At 46.6% G+C, this 19,411-nt stretch carries 16 protein-coding genes; 9 read left to right on the top strand and 7 right to left on the bottom strand.

Features of this window, described 5'->3' with window-relative positions; all coding sequences use genetic code 11:
* Positions 1-4: 4 nt before the first annotated feature.
* On the top strand, positions 5-781 hold the full coding sequence (gene panB, locus QT987_RS05470; protein ID WP_333237983.1) for a 3-methyl-2-oxobutanoate hydroxymethyltransferase: 777 nt from the start codon (positions 5-7) through the stop codon (positions 779-781).
* A gap of 61 nt (positions 782-842) precedes the next feature.
* Here the strand turns inward: panB and tatA are convergent, their stop codons facing one another.
* Complete coding sequence (gene tatA / locus QT987_RS05475; RefSeq protein WP_006632937.1) at positions 843-1,034, bottom strand: twin-arginine translocase TatA/TatE family subunit; 192 nt, start codon at positions 1,032-1,034, stop codon at positions 843-845.
* A gap of 129 nt (positions 1,035-1,163) precedes the next feature.
* On the opposite strand from tatA, the gene QT987_RS05480 reads away from it, so the two are divergent.
* The 4 genes from QT987_RS05480 to QT987_RS05495 all read left to right on the top strand — a co-directional run bounded on the left by QT987_RS05480 (position 1,164) and on the right by QT987_RS05495 (position 5,821).
* A complete protein-coding gene (locus tag QT987_RS05480; RefSeq protein WP_333208240.1) occupies positions 1,164-1,901 on the top strand; it encodes a phycocyanobilin:ferredoxin oxidoreductase in 738 nt (245 codons plus the stop codon).
* Positions 1,902-1,972: 71 nt separating this feature from the next.
* The gene (locus QT987_RS05485) at positions 1,973-3,616 is read left to right on the top strand and encodes an HlyD family efflux transporter periplasmic adaptor subunit (RefSeq protein WP_333237987.1); all 1,644 of its coding nucleotides are present in this window, start codon (positions 1,973-1,975) and stop codon (positions 3,614-3,616) included.
* A 196-nt stretch (positions 3,617-3,812) separates the two neighbouring features.
* Positions 3,813-4,973 carry an ABC transporter permease DevC gene (gene devC / locus QT987_RS05490; RefSeq protein ID WP_333237989.1) on the top strand — a complete coding sequence of 387 codons (1,161 nt, stop codon included), beginning with the start codon at positions 3,813-3,815 and terminating at the stop codon, positions 4,971-4,973.
* A 125-nt stretch (positions 4,974-5,098) separates the two neighbouring features.
* Complete coding sequence (locus QT987_RS05495; protein ID WP_333054754.1) at positions 5,099-5,821, top strand: DevA family ABC transporter ATP-binding protein; 723 nt, start codon at positions 5,099-5,101, stop codon at positions 5,819-5,821.
* Between the two features lie 17 nt (positions 5,822-5,838).
* Here the strand turns inward: QT987_RS05495 and QT987_RS05500 are convergent, their stop codons facing one another.
* Positions 5,839-6,750, bottom strand: coding sequence for a hypothetical protein (locus QT987_RS05500; RefSeq protein ID WP_333054755.1), 912 nt, complete (start codon positions 6,748-6,750; stop codon positions 5,839-5,841).
* 325 nt (positions 6,751-7,075) lie between these two features.
* Positions 7,076-7,312 carry a hypothetical protein gene (locus tag QT987_RS05505; RefSeq protein WP_333208245.1) on the bottom strand — a complete coding sequence of 79 codons (237 nt, stop codon included), beginning with the start codon at positions 7,310-7,312 and terminating at the stop codon, positions 7,076-7,078.
* Here QT987_RS05505 and QT987_RS05510 point away from each other — a divergent pair.
* A complete protein-coding gene (locus QT987_RS05510; protein WP_333237993.1) occupies positions 7,289-9,370 on the top strand; it encodes a DNA polymerase III subunit gamma/tau in 2,082 nt (693 codons plus the stop codon). The two genes, QT987_RS05505 and QT987_RS05510, sit on opposite strands and share 24 nt — an antisense overlap.
* 256 nt (positions 9,371-9,626) lie before the next feature.
* On the opposite strand, the gene clpX is transcribed toward QT987_RS05510, so the two are convergent.
* The 3 genes from clpX to tig form a co-directional block, all read right to left on the bottom strand.
* Positions 9,627-10,970 (bottom strand): ATP-dependent protease ATP-binding subunit ClpX, encoded by a 1,344-nt coding sequence (clpX, locus tag QT987_RS05515; protein WP_333103398.1) that lies wholly within the window; start codon positions 10,968-10,970, stop codon positions 9,627-9,629.
* A gap of 9 nt (positions 10,971-10,979) precedes the next feature.
* The gene (gene clpP / locus QT987_RS05520; RefSeq protein WP_333045253.1) at positions 10,980-11,669 is read right to left on the bottom strand and encodes an ATP-dependent Clp endopeptidase proteolytic subunit ClpP; all 690 of its coding nucleotides are present in this window, start codon (positions 11,667-11,669) and stop codon (positions 10,980-10,982) included.
* Positions 11,670-12,171: 502 nt separating this feature from the next.
* Entirely contained in the window at positions 12,172-13,593 is a 1,422-nt protein-coding gene (gene tig, locus QT987_RS05525) for a trigger factor (protein WP_333237994.1), read from the bottom strand.
* 1,011 nt (positions 13,594-14,604) lie between these two features.
* Between tig and QT987_RS05530 the strand changes: the two genes are divergently transcribed.
* The 3 genes from QT987_RS05530 (at position 14,605) to QT987_RS05540 (ending at position 18,832) form a co-directional block, all read left to right on the top strand.
* The gene (locus QT987_RS05530) at positions 14,605-15,648 is read left to right on the top strand and encodes an aspartate-semialdehyde dehydrogenase (protein WP_333237996.1); all 1,044 of its coding nucleotides are present in this window, start codon (positions 14,605-14,607) and stop codon (positions 15,646-15,648) included.
* Between the two features lie 106 nt (positions 15,649-15,754).
* Positions 15,755-16,648 carry a 4-hydroxy-tetrahydrodipicolinate synthase gene (dapA, locus tag QT987_RS05535; RefSeq protein WP_333237998.1) on the top strand — a complete coding sequence of 298 codons (894 nt, stop codon included), beginning with the start codon at positions 15,755-15,757 and terminating at the stop codon, positions 16,646-16,648.
* A gap of 297 nt (positions 16,649-16,945) precedes the next feature.
* Positions 16,946-18,832 (top strand): ribonuclease J, encoded by a 1,887-nt coding sequence (locus QT987_RS05540; RefSeq protein ID WP_333238001.1) that lies wholly within the window; start codon positions 16,946-16,948, stop codon positions 18,830-18,832.
* Positions 18,833-19,058: 226 nt separating this feature from the next.
* On the opposite strand, the gene QT987_RS05545 is transcribed toward QT987_RS05540, so the two are convergent.
* Positions 19,059-19,334, bottom strand: a complete 276-nt coding sequence (locus QT987_RS05545; protein WP_333054763.1) for a MoaD/ThiS family protein — start codon at positions 19,332-19,334, stop codon at positions 19,059-19,061.
* Positions 19,335-19,411: the final 77 nt, after the last annotated feature.

Raw genomic sequence — 19,411 nt, forward strand, 5'->3', positions numbered from 1 at the left:
TAAAATGTCAGTCACTACTCATCAATTAATTCAGTGGAAACAACAAGGGCGGTCAATTGTTGCCCTGACAGCTTATGATTATGCGATCGCCCAACTCATCGATCAAGCCGGCGTAGATATCATCCTAGTCGGCGATTCCCTCGCCATGACAGTCTTAGGCTACGAAACAACCCTACCGCTAACCCTCGATGAAATGCTGCACCACGCTAAAGCAGTGCGCCGTGGAGTTAAACAAGGATTAATTGTGGTCGATTTGCCGTTTTTGACTTACCAAGAAAGTCCCCAGCAAGCCATGCACTCGGCGGGGAGAGTTTTGAAAGAAACCGGCGCTCAAGCTGTAAAATTAGAAGGTGGATATCCAGCAATGGCCGCCACAGTTTCGCAGCTAACATCCGCCGGAATTCCAGTGATGGGACACGTCGGTTTAACTCCGCAGTCGGTACACCAACTCGGCTACAAAAAACAAGGAAAAACTGTTGAAGCTGCCGATCGCATCATAGCAGAGTCGATCGCGCTTCAAGAAGCCGGTGCCTTTGCGATCGTCTTAGAACACATTCCCGCAGACTTAGCCGCTCAAATTACCCAAAAATTAACTATTCCCACCATTGGTATCGGCGCAGGGCCGCACTGCGACGGTCAAGTTTTAGTTACTTCCGATTTGCTGGGACTTTCTGAAAAACAGCCGCCTTTTGCGAAAGCTTACGCGAATTTGCGAGAAACAATTACCCAAGCTGTGAAAGATTATTCCCTTGAAGTTAGAGAAGGCAAATTTCCCGAATAGGTTCGTAGTGAGCGCTTGAACCCTTAAAAATGAGGACTAAAATCCTCACTACAAACCTAATTTACACTTTCGGCTGACCCTCTTCCTCTTTATCCTTCTCAACAGCTTCATCCTCAGATTGACCAACCCCTTCCTTAAAACTCCGCAGCGTTTTACCCAAAGCATTTCCTAACTCAGGAATCTTCTTGGGGCCGAAAATTAGAATAGCGACTACCGCAATAATGCCCATTTCGGGCAATCCCAGACCAAACATACACTCATCTCCTGTAAAACTTGCTCGATCGTAAGTCAATCTACTGATATTGTTAAAGTATCTACGTTTTTTCCTGCATCCTGCAAGAGTAGAATCAAGTTTTATTAAGCTATCCCCCGATAAATAGGAATGTTAGAAATATCCCAGCCTTCTCTGCGCGAACAACAGCACCATCTCATCCGCGATTTAGCAGACCGGATGGAAGCAGTATGGCACCGCTATCTCGACCTCGAACCCTACCACCTGCCCGCTGAGTTGGGATACGTAGAAGGGCGCTTGGAAGGAGAAAAACTGATCATTGAAAACCGCTGCTATCAAACGCCCCAGTTCCGCAAAATACACCTCGAACTCGCTAAAGTCGGGCCGGTACTTGACATACTGCACTGCGTGATGTTTCCCAGACCGAATTATGCTTTGCCGATGTTCGGTACGGATATAGTAGCAGGCAAAGGCCAAGTTAGCGCCGCGATCGCAGACCTTTCTCCCCTCAATCCCGATCGAACTTTGTCGGAAACCTACCGAACCCAACTGGAAAGTTTGCAGATAGACCAATTTTCTTGTCCCCGCCAAATTCCCGAATGGGGGGATATTTTCTCAGAATTTTGTCTGTTTGTGCGGCCAGAGTCTCTCGAAGAAGAAACTCGGTTTCTGGATATTGTTCAATCCTACGTTGAAATTCACTGCCAACAGGCAGTCGCTTGCGAACCAGTCTCTGCCGCAGAAGGATCGAAAATTCTAGACGCTCAAATTTACTACTGCACCCAGCAGCAGCAAAACGACAAAACCCGCCGCGTACTCGAAAAAGCTTTCGGTCAAGATTGGGCAGAACATTACATGACCGAGGTGCTTTTTGATATCCCTAAATAGCTGAAATTGGTTTACAATACTTCATAGTGGGTGGAAAAAACTTAATCAGGAAATCACCTACTTTATAAGTAATGGTAAAGGAATCACGGGTTAAGGATAAATCATTTTTAAAACCCCCAGGGCGAGGAGTCATCGGTTTAGCGATCGCCGCCACTGTAATTACCACAGGAGTCGGTTTTTGGCAAGTATCTCAAATTAGAAAAGCCGAAGAGTTAAAGGCGGCGGCTGCAACGGCGGCTGCAACTTCCGTCGCCACCCGCAACAGCGTTACCGCTTTGGGTAGGTTGACTCCCCAGGGGGAAGTTATCAAATTGTCGGCCCCTTCGGCGTCGGAGGGAGCAAGAATTGAACAGTTGCAGGTGGAAGAGGGCGATCGAGTCAGTCAAGGACAAATCATAGCAGTTCTCGATACGCGCGATCGGCTCCAAGCAATCCTCCAACAAGCCGACAAAGAAGTCAAAGTCAAACAAGCAGAATTAGCGAAAATTCAAGCAGGCGCAAAAACAGGCGTTGTCGGCGCCGGGAAAGCAGAAGTTGCCAAGTTTGAAGCACAAGTGCAAAGAGAAACCGAAGCCGAAGCCGCCAATGTCGCCCGCTTAGAAGCTCAACTGCGAAGAGAAACCGAAGCCGAACAAGCTAACGTCGCCAAATTCGAGGCCGCGCTGCAAAGAGAAACCGAAGCGGAACAAGCTAATCTTGCTAAATTTGAGGCACAACTCCAAAGAGAAACAGAGGTGCAGCAAGCCAAATTGGCTAGGTTAGAAGCTCAATTGCGGGGCGAAATTGCCTCTCAAAACGCTACAGTCGATCGGCTAAAAGCCGAATTAACCAACGCCGAAGCCGAGGAAAAACGCAATAAAGAACTCTCCGAAACAGGCGCAATTTCTGCTTCCGCCTACGACACCAAACGCTTAGCAGTAGAGACGGCTCGCCAGAGAGTCAAAGAAGCGCAAGCTATATTAGAAAAAACCGTGCAAACACTGCAAGAGCAAATAGTCGAAACGAAAGCAACAATCAAACAAACAGTAGAAACAGGCCAGCAGGAAATCAATCAATCGCGAGCCAATCTCAAACGCAAATTAGAAACTGGTAGGCAGGAAATTAACCAAGCCAGAGCCACCTTAAATCAAAAGATAGAAACAGGTAGAGAACAAATTAATCAAGCCGAAGCAATACTCAAACAAAAAGCAGAAACTGGCCAAGAAGAAATCAATCAAGCCAAAGCAAATCTAGACCAAATTGCCGAAGTACGTCCCGAAGACGTGCAAGCCGCCCAAGCCGCCGTCGAAAGTGCGATCGCCACCAGACAAAAAGCTCAAGTAGACTTAAACTTAAGCTACGTCAAAGCACCCGTATCCGGCTACATTCTCAAAGTTCACAGCCGACAAGGAGAACGTGTCAACACTCAAGACGGCATCGTAGAAATCGGCCGCACCGACCAAATGTACGCCGTAGCAGAAGTTTATGAAACCGACATCGCCAAAGTGCGAAACGGCCAGCGCGCAGCAGTCACCAGCCCGGTTTTTGCAGGCACTTTGGAAGGGACAGTCGCTCGCATCGGCAAACAAATCGGCAAAAAAGATGTCCTCAATACGGACCCCGCAGCCGACACCGACGCGAGAGTTATCGAAGTAAGAATTCGCCTCGATCCGGCATCGAGCAAGAAAGTTGCAACCCTAACAAACTTGCAGGTTGAAGTTAAAATAGATATCTAAATTTTACGTTGACAAAACTGACGCATGGGGACTCAAGAAACCGGGTTTTTTACCGAGATTAAGGGTGTGAATCAAATATAAGGGTAAAAAACCCGGTTTCTCAACACCCGTGCTTAAATCCTAAAATTATTCAATCCAAAATCCCCAATCTAAAATCTAAAATCTAAAATCTAAAATCTAAAATTGATTGACTCTTATGGCAAAAATACCGCTAGCTTGGGCACAGTTAACTCGCGAAAAAATGCGCTTAGTAATCGCGCTAGCCGGCATTGGATTTGCCGACTTGCTGATGTTTATCCAGTTTGGATTTAGAGATGCGCTGTTTGAAAGTTCCATCAGCTTTCACTCGCAATTAAAAGGGGATATTTTTATCACCAGCACCCAGTCAACGGCTTTAATAGCCATGAAAAGTTTCCCCCAACGGCGTTTGTATCAAGCTTTGAGTTTTAATGGCGTTACCGGAATCAGCCCGGTATATCTAGGCTTTGGGTTGTGGAAAAATCCCGAACCAGACAAAAACAATACCCGCCAACTGATGGTAATCGGTTTTGACCCCGCTCGTCCCATCTTTGAGCTGCCGGAAGTTAAGGATAATTTGGACAAAATCAAAATTTCAGATGTCGTTTTATTCGATCGAGCTTCCCGCCCGGAGTTTGGGCCAGTAGCAGACTATTTCAACCAGGGAAAGCCTGTGGAAACTGAAATAGATAACCGTCGCGTTACTGTAGAGGGGTTATTTACTTTAGGAGCATCTTTCGGTGCAGATGGCAATATTATTACCAGCGATTTGAACTTTCTGCGGATTTTTCACAGTAGAAGAACTAGAGGCTTAATTGATGTCGGAATTGTTCACTTGCAGCCGGGAACTGATGTCAAGGCAGTGATTGCAAAAATGAGGGCAAGTTTACCGCAAGACGTGACAATTGCTTCTAAAGAAGAGTTTGTAGCTTTTGAGAAAAAATATTGGGAGGAAAGCACGGCGATCGGATTTATTTTTACTCTCGGCGCGTCAATGGGGTTTATCGTTGGAATCGTGATTGTCTATCAAATTCTCTATACTGATGTTAATGACCATTTGCCAGAATACGCTACGTTAAAGGCGATGGGATATAAAGACAGTTACTTTTTGAGTGTGGTTTTTCAAGAGGCTTTAATTTTGGCAATCCTTGGTTATTTGCCAGGGCTTGGGATTTCTATGGTGCTGTACAATTTAGCGAGAACTGCTACGAGTTTGCCGATGTACATGACTTTTGGAAAAGTTGTAACTGTGTTTACAATGACAGTTATTATGTGTACTGTATCAGGGGCGATCGCGGTTAGGAAGTTGCAGGCGGCAGATCCGGCGGATATTTTTTAAGGAAGGAAGGCACGACACGGATTCTGACACGGATACACGGATTAAAGAATGAGGAATTATGAAATAAAAAAACACTCATAACTAATAACTAATAACTAATAACTAATAACTAATAACTAATAACCATGAACACTCTACCAGTTGTCTCGATTAAAAATCTCAATCATTCCTTCGGCGAAGGACAACTTCGCAAACAGACATTATTTGACATCAACCTCGAAATTTATCCGGGCGAAATCGTTCTGATGACGGGGCCTTCTGGGTCTGGTAAAACAACATTGTTAACCTTGATTGGAGCTTTGCGATCTATCCAAGAAGGTAGTCTGAAAATTCTCGACCAAGAATTGCGGGGAACGCCGAAAAATAAATTAGTACAAGTCCGTCGCGACATCGGTTATATTTTCCAAGCTCATAATTTGCTGAAATGCTTGAGTGCTAGGCAAAATGTGCAAATGTCCCTCGACCTACACAACCATCTTTCTAACAAAGAAACTAATGATAAAATAGAAGGGATTCTGGAAGCTGTGGGGTTGGGAGACAGAATAGATTATTACCCAAGCAGTCTTTCTGGCGGCCAAAAACAAAGAGTTGCGATCGCCCGCGCATTAGTCAGCCAGCCGAAATTAGTATTAGCAGACGAACCCACAGCAGCACTAGACAGTAAATCAGGTCGAGATGTGGTAGAAATCATGCGAGGTTTAGCCAAAGAACAGCACAGCACTATTTTGCTTGTCACCCATGACAACCGCATTTTAGACATAGCCGATCGCATTATTCACATGGAAGACGGCTACCTCGCACAAGATACATCAACAGCGGCTGCCACAGGCGTTCTTTCGGGAAAATAATATTAATCCACCTCAACTTATTTCCGAGAACCGGGACGCTTTCCTCCTACCTTGGCAGGACTTTTTGTTGCACCTTTGGCTGGAGTTTTAGAACTACTTTTGCCGTTTTTTTGGCCTTTCGCTCCTGTCAACTGGCTCTCAAGGTCATTTGCAGGTCGGCCCGCAGGCGTTCTCGTAGTCCTAAAGGTAACATTCACCCCTTCATTCGACTGTTCCAGCACCAACATCGGCGTCGGCTTGGCTTTTTGATCCCACTCAATATGAACGATGCGACCTTGAATTGTCGGCTGCCAACTGTCGTGGTCGTCTGAAGGACTCAGATAAGTTTCCAAACAGTCAATAATTTGATTAATTGTCGCTGATGTAGCCTGAGTCGGCAGTTTCATCAGCTTAATTTGAATCCGAAACAGCACTCGTTTTTCTATTTTTACCGCCGGATCGCCAGTTTCGTATTCGATATCAAACATCGAATCCACTTGCCTGCCACTGCCGGCATTCCCGTTTTTATCTCCCACTGCAGCCTGAGTCGGACGCAGGGCAATACTAATTTTCTCTTTGACTTTTACCTTAATCTGATTCACAATGGCAAAGTGAAAGACTTCTTCCGCCATTCGCATTCTCAGGTAGTCTAAATTAAAGTCTCGCGAGTGGATAAGGTCGGGATTCTTTTCCATCTTTGACATGGTTTCCAGAGCCATTTTGTATTTTTTCTGGAGTTCTCGATTTCTAAACTCCTCAAACTTGAGCTTTTTGCTCAAATCGTCGAGTTTTAGCTTGGTAAACACAGCTAAACCGATAAGCAATAACAACAGTAATCCCGACGCTCCCATGAAGAGTTGGTCTGAGGACGGATCTCCGGGTTTAGCCTGTTTAGGTTTGGGAGAGGCTACTGCCAACCTTGGTTCTACAAGGATTATTTGGGTTGACATGGGCTTTTAAAGGGTAAAATTTGACGCTATATTTATACAGGACTCCAGAGTAGAGCTGGTAGTGCAACTGGATCAACCAACATTGACATCATTCCACCATCATCTTGGTACAACTGGATTTCTGCAACTGGAGCACGCACCCTCTAATTAATACTTTATCTTTAACTGCAAGCAGGTTTCCGAAATATCGGAAAATCGTGCGCTGGTACTGGCCAATAGAAATGGTGAATTGTCTGTAAGATATTATACCAATACAGCTAAAAAAAATGTTGGTTCGGGGGTCTCCTTTTCTAGAAAAATAAAAAGAAATACACATAAATTAATACTAACTCTGGAAGCGAGCTGCGGAAAACATCAAGCAGAACAGTCGATCGCCCGGACGATCGAGGGGCGGACATTGAAGAGTGCTAATTCCTACTGTTGGCTCACTCCCCCCGTGCAAGCCCACCGGGCGGCTTGCTGTGAGAGTCGAGCTCTCTTTGCGATCGAACAACGTCTCCTTAGCTAAGATTACAGCTAATACCACCAATATTCGATCGTGACCTACGAACCCCTGCACCACAAATATCGCCCTCAGACATTTGCCGAATTAGTCGGTCAAGAGGCGATCGCCCAAACCCTCACCAGCGCCATCCTACAAGAGCGCATAGCACCAGCATATCTATTCACCGGCCCCAGAGGCACCGGTAAAACCTCCAGTGCCAGAATTTTCGCCAAATCCCTCAACTGTATTTCTACGGTTGCCCCCACCCCCACACCCTGTGGCAAATGCAACGTTTGCCAAGAAATTGCCCGAGGTTCCACACTAGATGTCATCGAAATTGACGCCGCCAGCAACACCGGAGTAGATAACATTCGGGATTTGATCGAACGAGCTCAATTTTCCCCCGTACAGTGCCGCTATAAAGTATATGTAATAGACGAAGTTCATATGCTCAGTACCCAGGCATTTAATGCCTTATTGAAAACATTAGAAGAACCGCCCGATCGCGTTGTATTCGTCCTCGCCACAACCGACCCACAAAGAGTATTACCAACCATTATTTCTCGCTGTCAAAAATTTGATTTTCGCCGCATACCCCTCGAAGCAATGATTGCTCACTTGCACAAAATTGCCCAATTAGAAAACATCAATATTGCCAGTGATGCAGTACAAATGGTTGCTCAAATCGCCCAAGGAGGTCTGCGAGATGCCGAAAGTTTGCTCGACCAACTGAGCTTATTTCCCGGTCAAGTAACAGTCGAAAAAGTTTGGGATTTAGTCGGTGCGGTTCCCGAAAATGATTTAATGGATTTGCTGCAAGCTATTGATACAGATAACGCTACAGCATTAATAGACATGACTCGTCACCTAATGGATCGCGGTCGGGAACCGCTAATCGTGCTGCAAAGTCTCGCGAGCTTTTACCGAGATTTGCTAATAGCCAAAGCTGCACCGAAACGGTCAGATTTAGTAGCTTTAACATCGGCAACTTGGGAAAAATTGGCGGATTTTGCCCGCAATTGGGATGCCGAGTTGATTTTGGCCGGTCAGAAACATTTGCAAACCCACGAAGTGCAAATTAAAAACACCACTCAGCCGCGTTTGTGGCTGGAAGTAACGCTGTTGGGATTATTGCCATCAGCAATTAGAACTCAGCAGCAACCAACAGCCGAACCAGCGAAAAATGTTGCTCAACCACCACAAAATTACCCCCCCCAACCAAGGGCGGGCACGGGGGCACCGCCCCTACAATCGGGAGGAAGTCAAACATCTAATATTGAACAATCTTCTGTTCCCAATTCGCAAAATCCTCCGCCGACTTCGCCGCCTGTGGCTAATCGAATAGAAAGCACACCTCCTGCTGCAATTCCCGCACCTGCACCAACTGCTGAAACGAATCAAACAAATTATTCCCCGGCTAATTCAGGCGATGAAATCGATTTAAATCGAGTGTGGGAACAGGTACTTGACCGCGTGCGGCCCCATGGAACTCAATCGCTGCTTCGTCAACATGGACAGCTAGTAATTTTTAGCAATGATACTGCTTATGTTAAGATTAGTTCGCAGCCGTTGCTCAATATGGTTAAAGACAAAGTAGCTAATATTGCAGAAGCTTTTTTGCAAATTTTTAACCGTCGAGTAACAGTAAAGGTGGGCTTGACAAATCCCGCTGAAACTAATAGTTCCCGCACCAAGAATTTGCCAACTTCTAACGGACGTGGTGGCGAAAATGCCAGCAATTCTCATCCTGCGGATGATGCGGGCCAACAGGTGCAGAAGTCGGCGGCTTCTGAGATTACAGATGATTTTTTGGGGAAGGGTAGAGAAGAACAAAAACACCCGCCTGCGACTGAAAATACCGCTGTTAATGTGCCGGCAATTTCCGAATCGCGATCGCCCACAAACGGCTCTACAGACTCTCAAAATGACTTTAACGCTCAGGCTATAGCGGTGCGTGATGACGCGCGAGATGTCGCGAATAGGGCTAGGCAATGGGCTGATATGTTTGACGGGCAAGTAGTCGATTTGTCGGATGACTTGGAGATTTGGGAGTCGGACACTTTTAGATTGGAATCTGAACCGGATTTTTCCGAGTTATCTTCTGAGTTAGGTGAGGATGATTTTATAGATTGGTAATTATAGCAATCCTTGCAGGAGTCGTAAATTTTTTACCCCACCCCAACCCTCCCCTTACCAAGGGGAGGGAGTAAGAAATTCACAAATGATGCGATGATTGCTATAGATCACTAAAAAAAAAGATCACTAAAAAAAACCGAGAAACCCGGTTTTTTTAGTAGGGGCGCTGCTAAGAGTGGCCGCCCTTCCAGGTTTCTTAATACCCTAAAAGTTTTAGGTTGAATTATAGTCACCTAGTGATTGTGAATATCTACTTTTAAGCTGACTCTGGCTTGGGTAGGGAAGAGGGAAGTACCAACAACTCAGCCGTCGATCGCTTCTCGACCATTTCCTTAGTAATCGTACACCGGGCGACATCCTTGCGCGACGGCAACTCGTACATCACATCCAACATCAATTCTTCGACAATTCCCCGCAGCGCCCGTGCTCCAGTTTTGCGACGGTATGCCTCCTGGGCGATCGCCCGAATCGCCTCCGGCTTAAAGTCCAACTGCACATTATCCATCTTCAGCAGCTTTTGATACTGCTTAACCAAAGCATTGCGCGGTTCCGTCAAAATCGCCATCAGCGTTTCCTCATCCAGCGGTTCCAACACCGCCGCCACCGGCACCCGCCCGATAAACTCAGGAATCATCCCAAACTTCACCAAATCATCCGGTTCCAGTTGCTTGAGTACATCAGCAGCCCGCTTTTCCTTCGGCTGAGCTTCTCCGGGCTGAATAAAGCCCATTGACTTTTTGCCCGTTCTCTGCTCTATCACTTTCTCTAGACCGACAAAAGCACCGCCGCAGATAAACATGATATTGCTAGTGTCAATTTGGATGCAGTCTTGATAGGGATGCTTGCGGCCACCTTGGGGAGGTACATTGGCGATCGTCCCCTCCAGCATTTTCAGCAGCGCCTGCTGCACGCCTTCCCCAGAAACATCCCGCGTAATCGAAGGATTTTCGCTCTTGCGGGCTATTTTGTCAATTTCATCAATATAAATAATTCCGCGCTGCGCCTCTTCCACGTCCATATCTGCCACTTGCAGCAGCCGCAGCAAAATATTTTCCACATCTTCCCCGACATAGCCTGCTTCCGTCAGCGTCGTCGCGTCAGCCACCGCAAACGGCACGTCCAGCATATCTGCCAACGTCTGAGCCAGCAGAGTTTTTCCGCAGCCCGTCGGCCCGATTAACAAAATATTCGATTTTTGCAGTTCTACTTCTTCCGGCGGGTGCTTGCCGCTATTTTTGGCATGGATAAAGCTGAGGCGCTTGTAGTGGTTGTAAACTGCCACCGAGAGCACCTTTTTCGCCTCATCTTGCCCGATCGCATTTTCGTCGAGATAATTTTTAATTTCCCTCGGCTTCGGAATTTGGCTCAGCGACATACTTTTGCCCGATGTAGCGCGGCGCTTTTGCGTCGTTTCCTGCTTCGGAGCCACCGCCGCTGCGGGTACTGCACTCGAATCAAACAACTCCTCATCTAAAATTTCATTGCACAAGTCAACGCATTCGTCGCAGATATACACCCCGGGCCCTGCGATCAACTTGCGTACTTGCTCTTGAGACTTGCCACAAAACGAACATTTTAGATGGGAGTCGTACTTAGACATAACAGCCTCTTAATTCAGTGCAGTGACATTCTCTCCCGCCGTCGGAAGGTTTTCCTTTTCGATAACTCGATCGACCAAACCGTAATTTTTGGCTTCCTCGGCTGACATAAAAAAGTCGCGCTCTGTATCCGCCTCTAATTTGTCGATCGGTTGACCTGTGTGGTGCGCTAGCAGTTGATTCAGCTTACGCTTATGATAAAGGATTTCTTTGGCTTGAATCTCAATATCAACTGCTTGACCTTGAGCGCCTCCAAGCGGCTGGTGAATCATAATCCGGGAACTCGGAAGAGACATCCGCTTACCGTGAGCTCCTGCTGTCAGCAGAAATGCGCCCATACTCGCTGCCAAACCGTAACAAATCGTCACCACATCCGGGCGGATTTGCTGCATTGTGTCATAAATTGCCATGCCGGCAGTCACCGAGCCGCCGGGGGAATTAATGTACATTTGGACATCTTTTTCTGGGTCTTCGGCATCTAGATACAATAGCTGAGCCACTATTGAGTCAGCAACTTCGTCGGTTACGGGAGTTCCTAAAAACACAATTCGCTCCCGCAGCAAGCGCGAGTAAATGTCAAAGGCCCGCTCGCCCATCCCCGACTGTTCTAGCACCATCGGCACTACATTGCTGGGGCTGGAACTGACATCAAAATCGTTATAGCTTGTAATTAGGTAATTGGAAGATTGAGATACAACCATAAGACACCAGTCAAGGATTCTAGACAATTTGCTGCTGCTGATGAAAGCTTTAAATTAAGCCGCCAGCTTTTAACTATTATGCCTCTTCTGAACAGATATGGGGGGAATGGGGAATTGGGCATTGGCCAAACAGGGCATAGTCGAGCAAAAATCTTGTGACTATTTAACTCAAATTCAACAGTAGTTCGACAGTGAACGTAAAATTCGATCGCACTTCAGATACCCCCGATCCCCGCCCTAGGGACACTCCAAGACCCCATTAGTGTCCACTTAAGCTTTCAGCCCGCCAAGTCCACCAGTGGACCCGCTAGTCCGCCAGGGAATGAATTCCCTGTCTAATAGCGAAAGTCCTCTTAAGAGGACTAATGAATTATTCAGTCCTCTTAAGAGGACTTTAGCTTTGAGGCAGGGGTTTAAACCCCTGCCGGACTGCGGGTTTAACGTGTTTGTTGACACAAAGAAGGGCTGGCGTGCGGTGTCCCTACTACTTTCATGCTGGGCCCTACTCTTCGCCTACGACTTCAACTTCGACACTTGTGGCTGAAACATCCAAAACTTCAGCGTCTGATTCTTCTAATTCTTCCGATTCTGCTGCGGGAGTCAGAGAGCCTTCAGGTAAAAGTTCGATTGTTCCTTTTTCTTCCAACCATTTCAGGGTTTTTTGTTTGAGCAAGTCTTCTGCTACAAATTCCTGCAACCTTTGGGGGTCAAAATCTCCTTTGGGAAACTGCTTTCTGATTTTTGCTACTTCTGCTTTTACTTCTGCTGGTTCAACAGATAAGGATTCCAGCTTGGCTACTTCTGCCAGAGCTAAATTCTGCTTGAGGCGCTCGATTGCTTCCGGGCGCGAGCGTTCCCGCATCGGCCCCATATTTTCTTCGGTAAACAGTTGGTTGATATCTATGCCGTAATTTTTCAATTGGAGGGCTTGTTGATTCAACAAATAATCGATTTCGCGATCGAGCATTGTTTCGGGAATTTCCACTTCTATTAGCTGCACAAGGGCTGCTGATATAGCTTTTTCCTTATTAGCTGATGTCTTGTTTTCTTGGTCTGCTTTAAACCGAGTTTCGAGCGATTCGCGCAGTTCTGCTAAGGTTTCAAACTCGCTGACTTCTTGGGCGAAGTCGTCGTCCAACTCCGGCAATTCTTTTTCCTTAAGTTCTTTGAGGGTAATCGTAAAGACTGCTGGTTTTCCGGCTAATTCTTCACTGCTATACTCTTCGGGGAACTGTACAGAAACTTCTCTCGTTTCTCCTGGATTCATCCCGATCATGCCTTGGATAAAGCCCGGTACAAACTGATTTTCCGACAATTCTACTTGGAAGTCTTCTGCTTCGCCACCGGGAATTTCTGCGGGAGTTTCGCCTTCGGGTGCTTCCGCAAATCTGCCGGCGAAATCAACCAAAGCCGTGTCTCCCAACTGAGCCGGCCGGCCTTCTACGGGGATTAAAGTAGCTTTGTCCGATCGATATTTTGCCAATACCTCATCTACCTGACCCTCATCATACTTAGCTTCTTCTGCTTGAAGCTGCAAACCTGTGTACTGACCCATTTTCACTTCGGGTTGTACATCAACCTTCGCCGAAAAAATCAGAGGCTGTTCTGGATCGAACTTCTCTAGTAATTCTTCAAACTCGGTGCGAAGTTCAAAACTGCCAATTGCCGCAATTTTTTCTTGTTCGAGGGCTTTTTGCAGGGAATCATTAATCAAATTTTCCAAAGCCGTCGCCTTCAAACGACTCTGGCCTAGGCGCTGTAGCAAAACTTGACGGGGAACTTTGCCTTTGCGGAACCCAGGAATACTAACCTCGCGAGCAAATTGTTTAATTACTTGCTCGTAAGCTTGTTTTGACTTTTCTGACGGTACTTCGATTTCCAGACCAATTTGGCTAGCTGGAAGTTTTTCCTGGGTTACTTTCATCGGCTTTTTTGATATTTAACAATAGTGTATTGACACTCCCTGTCCTTTAGGTCAGGGATTCTTAATTCAGCGACTGACCTTAAAATGTTGCGTCCTTTCGGCAATCCTCAAACTTTTTAACCGTAGAAATCCTACCAATTAACGAGCCTGATTCGCAGTCATCCCTCTTGGTCTATCTCCAAAAGCGTACTAGGATATTTACCTAGAGTTCGGGTATGCCCTACCCTACTTAACAAGACTAAATAGTTTGTTTCTCTGGTTAAAGGAACTGTGTTAAGCCCCTAGCTGTTTATAGAGTTTTCGCCGCTCTTTGTCCCCCGGTTTACGCGCCAAAGTGTGTCGTTAACTGTTTTTATGCACTAGGGCGCAGGAGTTTAACCTTGACTACTCTAGAATACTAGAAATTTCCTGACTTTTAGGAAGGGATTTAAGAAATTAAAGCCGTCCTAGAAGGACAGGGTTTTAGACCCAATTTCCTTGATAAAATACATACAAATCTGACTTTGCCTGCATTTTAATTTTGTACGCTTTGACTCGTAACGGCACAACTACAACACCTTTACCGGATGAGACTGTAAGTCATTGCCGGCTACTTTTTTGGCTCTTGCCAAATAGTTTGGGTTTGAGGATACTAGCTTTTGCTAGGAATGTGGAGGTTAAGTCCACTAATTGCCGATGCACCATAGCACATATCGCCCTGTGATGTCAATCTTGCCGGTCTCTGCGGCCAGTCAAAGTCAATGGATGCGCCTGCGAAAATGCAGATATATCGCAAAACTTAACCGGATGCGGATTGGGCGTGGGCGAGTGGCAAAAGATGCTAAACTGGGATTGGGTACGATCGCACGGATCGATCGGGAAGTTCGATCGCCCTTTTAGGTTAACTGCACCATTGCTATCCTCTCATGCTCCTGATATCGCATAACATTAATTAAGTTTGATATTGAGAATTGCAGTTATTTAAATTTTTGATTTCGATCGTTTAGACTTTAATTTGTGGAGGAAACTAATTTGTCTCAATCCTATCGAGTTGCCATTTTAGGAGCTACCGGCGCAGTCGGGGCCGAGTTGCTAGAACTCTTGCACAGCCGGAGTTTTCCGATTTCTAACTTGAAGCTGCTGGCTTCGGAACGTTCAGCAGGCACAACTTTGCCTTTTGGTGGCGAGATGCTGCCGGTCGAAGCAGTTTCGGCGCGATCTTTTGATAATGTAGATTTGGTGCTCGCCTCTGCCGGCGGCTCTACTTCTAAATTATGGGCTCCGCAAGCTGTGGCAGCCGGGGCAGTGGTAATTGACAATTCTAGCGCTTTCCGCATGGATGCGACGGTACCGCTAGTGGTTCCCGAAGTCAATCCCCAAGCGGCAGCCGCTCACCGAGGTATAATTGCAAATCCCAACTGCACGACTATTTTGATGGCGGTTGCCGTTTGGCCACTTCACAAAGTTAGGCCGATACAGCGCATCGTTGTAGCAACTTACCAGTCTGCCAGCGGGGCGGGGGCCAGGGCAATGGAGGAAATGAAAGCTCAAGCAAGAGCAATTTTGCAGGGAGAAACTCCCAAAACAGATATATTTCCCTACCCGTTAGCATTTAATTTGTTTCCGCACAACACCCCGATTAACGATTTGGGGTATTGTGAAGAAGAAATGAAAATGGTAAACGAAACTCGGAAGATATTTGGTACGGACGAGATTAAAATTACGGCAACTTGTGTGCGGGTTCCCGTACTGCGGGCTCATTCGGAAGCGATTAATCTAGAGTTTGCAGAGCCTTTTAGCGCGATCGAGGCCAGGGAAATCTTAAAGCAGGCAAGCGGGGTTAAGCTGGTAGAAGACTGGCAAGCTAATTATTTCCCGATGCCCGCAGAAGCCAGCGGTAAGGATGACGTGTTAGTCGGCAGGATTCGCCAAGATATTTCTCACCCCTGCGGGTTGGAAATGTGGCTGTCGGGCGATCAAATTCGCAAAGGGGCGGCTTTAAATGCGGTGCAGATAGCTGAGTTGCTGGTAGAAAAAAATTTGTTGCGAAGCCAAGTGGCGGCGGCTTCTAATTAGGGGAACCCTCGCAACTTGAAAATTGAAATTGGGGATTTTAGATAAACCTTTCATCTGAAATCAAAAATTTAAAATCAAACATCAACAGTCTAAAATCGGAGAAAGTGTGGTAAAGTTTGGACGGGTTCTGACTGCAATGATTACGCCGTTTAAGGAAGACGGCAGCGTTAACTATGCGGTAGCAGAACAATTGGCAGTTCATTTAGCCGATCGCGGTACAGATAGCTTGGTAGTGTGCGGCACTACTGGCGAGTCTCCCACTATGACGTGGGATGAAGAGTACGAATTATTTCAGGTGGTACAAAAGGCGGTGGCCGGTAAGGCGTTGGTAATCGCAGGAGCAGGATCGAATTCTACTTCAGAAGCAGTCGCAGCTACGAAAAAAGCAGCTAAACTAGGGTTAGATGGTTGTTTGCAGGTGGTTCCTTATTACAACAAACCCCCGCAAGAAGGTTTATATAATCATTTTCGGGCGATCGCGCAATCTGCTCCAGAATTGCCTATAATGTTATATAACATCCCCGGTCGCACTGGTCAGAATATGTTGCCGGAGACGGTGGCTCGATTGGCCGAAATCCCCAACATTGTGGCCGTAAAAGAAGCAAGTGGCAACTTGGATCAAGCAAGTCAAATTCGGTGCTTGACATCCCCTGAATTTGCCATCTATTCTGGAGATGATTCCCTAACTTTGCCAATGTTGGCGGTAGGAGGATCTGGTGTAGTTAGCGTAGCCAGCCATCTGGTAGGAGAACAACTGCAACAGATGATCAAAGCTTTCGAGGCCGGTCAAGTTCAAGTCGCTACCCAGATTCACTTGCAACTTTTTGACCTGTTTAAAGCTCTTTTTCTCACCACAAATCCCATTCCCGTCAAGACAGCTCTCAAGCTTCAAGGCTGGGATGTAGGCTCCACCCGTCCGCCCCTGTGCGATCCGCCCGTTGAGGTAACTCAAAAGTTAAAGGACGTACTGAGTCAGCTAGCAGCAGTATCAGCTAGCTAGACGAGCGAGAACGAGTTTTCAGACAACTGAATATTGGTTGTTATCAGTCATTAGTTCTGAGTCATCAGTCATTAGTAATTAAGTGTTAGTAAGTAGCTAACAGTCAAGGATTAAAGACTGAAGATAGAAGAATGAAGGCCAAAGACAACTGACTGTACGGGAGAGTAAAACCCGCCAGGGATTTTTCCATAAATATTTGGAAAAATATCGCCCTACCAACGAACCGTAGACGAAAGACGAAAGACGACAGACCATAGACCACAGACCAATAACAAAAATAACTAACAAAGGATACGCATGATCAAAAATACAACTGCATCTGCTCTAAAAGTTATTCCCCTCGGCGGGCTGCACGAAATCGGTAAAAACACTTGTGTGTTCGAGTACGGCGACGAAATAATTCTTTTAGATGCTGGTTTAGCGTTCCCGACAGATGGAATGCACGGGGTAAATATTGTCCTTCCAGACATGACTTACCTGCGGGAAAACAGCCACAAAATTAAAGGTATGATCGTGACTCACGGTCACGAAGACCACATCGGCGGTATCCCTTATCACCTCAAACAATTTGAAATTCCGGTCATCTACGGCCCCCGTTTGGCGATGGCTTTGCTAGCCGGAAAACTAGAAGAAGCCGGAGTGTCTCACCGCACAGAATTGAGAACGGTTCGACCCAGGGATACTGTCAGAATTGGCAAGAATTTCTTAGTCGAATACATCCGCAACACTCACTCGATGGCCGACAGTTTTACGGTGGCAATTCACACTCCCGTCGGAATTGTGATCCACACCGGAGACTTTAAAATTGACCACACTCCTGTAGACGGCGAGCATTTTGATTTGCAAAAGCTGGCGGAGTACGGCGAGAGAGGCGTGCTGTGCTTGATCAGCGATTCTACTAACTCGGAAGTTCCCGGTTTTACCGCTTCGGAAAGTTCTGTGGCGCCGAATTTAGACAGAATTATCGCTCAAGCACCGGGACGGATAATGCTGACGACTTTTGCTTCGTCGGTACACCGATTGCAAATTGTTTTGGACTTGGCTAAGAAAAACAATCGGTATGTCGGAGTGGTTGGCCGGTCGATGCTTAACGTCATCGCTCACTGCCGCAATCTTGGCTACATCAAATGCGAAGATAGTATTTTCAAACCGCTGAAAGAAATCCGCAATTTGGCAGAAGACAAGGTGCTGATTTTAACTACAGGTTCCCAAGGCGAACCGATGGCGGCGATGACTCGCATTGCTAACGGCGAACATCACGAACTGAAAATCAGAAAAGGCGATACTGTCATTTTCTCAGCTAATCCGATTCCCGGAAATACGATCGCAGTGGTAAACACGATCGATAAACTGATGATGCTGGGAGCACACGTGGTTTACGGCCGCGACAAAGGCATTCACGTTTCGGGTCACGGTTGTCAAGAAGACCAAAAGTTAATGATTAACATGACTCGTCCCAAGTTCTTCTTGCCGGTTCACGGAGAACACCGGATGCTGATCCAGCACGCCAAGACGGCTCAAAGCATGGGCATTCCCGCTAGCAATATGGTGGTTATTGACAACGGCGATGTCGTAGAATTGACCGAAAATTCAATGCGAGTTGCTGGTCAAGTGCCTTCAGGAATTGAATTGGTAGATGCTTCTCGATCGGGCGTTGTCAAAGCCAGTGTCCTCAAGGAACGTCAGCAGTTGGCCGGAGATGGCGTTGTAACTGTAGCGGCGGCTTTGAACTGGGAAGGCAAATTAGTTGCTAAGCCGGAAGTCCACTTGAAAGGTGTAGTGACATCAGCCGATCGCGCAGAGGTGATCAAATTAATCACTCAAACCATTGAAACAGTTTTGAGCGATCGTTGGTCAGAATTTGTAAAACCTGCTACTTCAGACTCACAAGTTGATATTGACTGGGTAGGAGTGCAAACGCAAATAGAAAAGGCTATTCAGCGAGTGATGCGCCGGGAACTGCAAAGCAATCCGTTGCTGGTATTCCTGATGCAAATTCCTGAAGAAGCAGTGCGATCGGAAAAAGCAGCAGTATCTCCAGGTGCCCTGGAAGCACCTAAGCTATTATCATCGCAATCATCGCCATCATCGCAATCATCCCCATCATCCCCATCCTTGCCATCTCCTGCCAATCAGGTGACGGGCCGGCGCCGTCCCCGGACTGCTGCAAGGGCAGCTTCCTAGTGGGATAATTCCTTGACGCACTGCGAACAAAGAAATGAGTTTTATGTTTGTAGTTGCGCTGGGACGCCCCAGCGCAACTACAAGCCTAGATTGGATTTCACAAATAGGTTTCCTCACTAAGTGAGGGAATCGTTTTTAACCGCAGATAAACGCAAATGAACGCAGATAGTAATTAATTCTATCTGCGTTCATCTGTGTTTATCTGCCACCATCTGCGGTTGCAAAATCAGCCACCAGCAACTGCTGGAACAATGCTAACTTCATCGCCATCTTGGAGGGCTGTGTTTGAGCCATCCAAAAAGCGGATGTCTTCGCTGTTGACGTAGAAGTTGAGAAATCTGCGGGGTTCTCCTTTTTCGTCGCACAGGCTTTTTTTGATGCCGGGACAATTTGTTTCCAGCGATTCAATGAGTTCGGAAATGTTATCGCCGGCGCATTCGATGGTGGCTTGATTGTTGGTAAATTTTTGCAGGGGGGTTGGAATTAAAACTTTGACGGTCATTTTTTTAGTCCTTAGTCAGTAGTCAGTAGTCAGTAGTCAGTAGTCAGTAGTCAGTAGTCAGTAGTCAGTAGCTTAAT

Source organism: Microcoleus sp. SVA1B4, assembly GCF_036700545.1.
Classification (GTDB): Bacteria; Cyanobacteriota; Cyanobacteriia; order Cyanobacteriales; family Microcoleaceae; genus Microcoleus.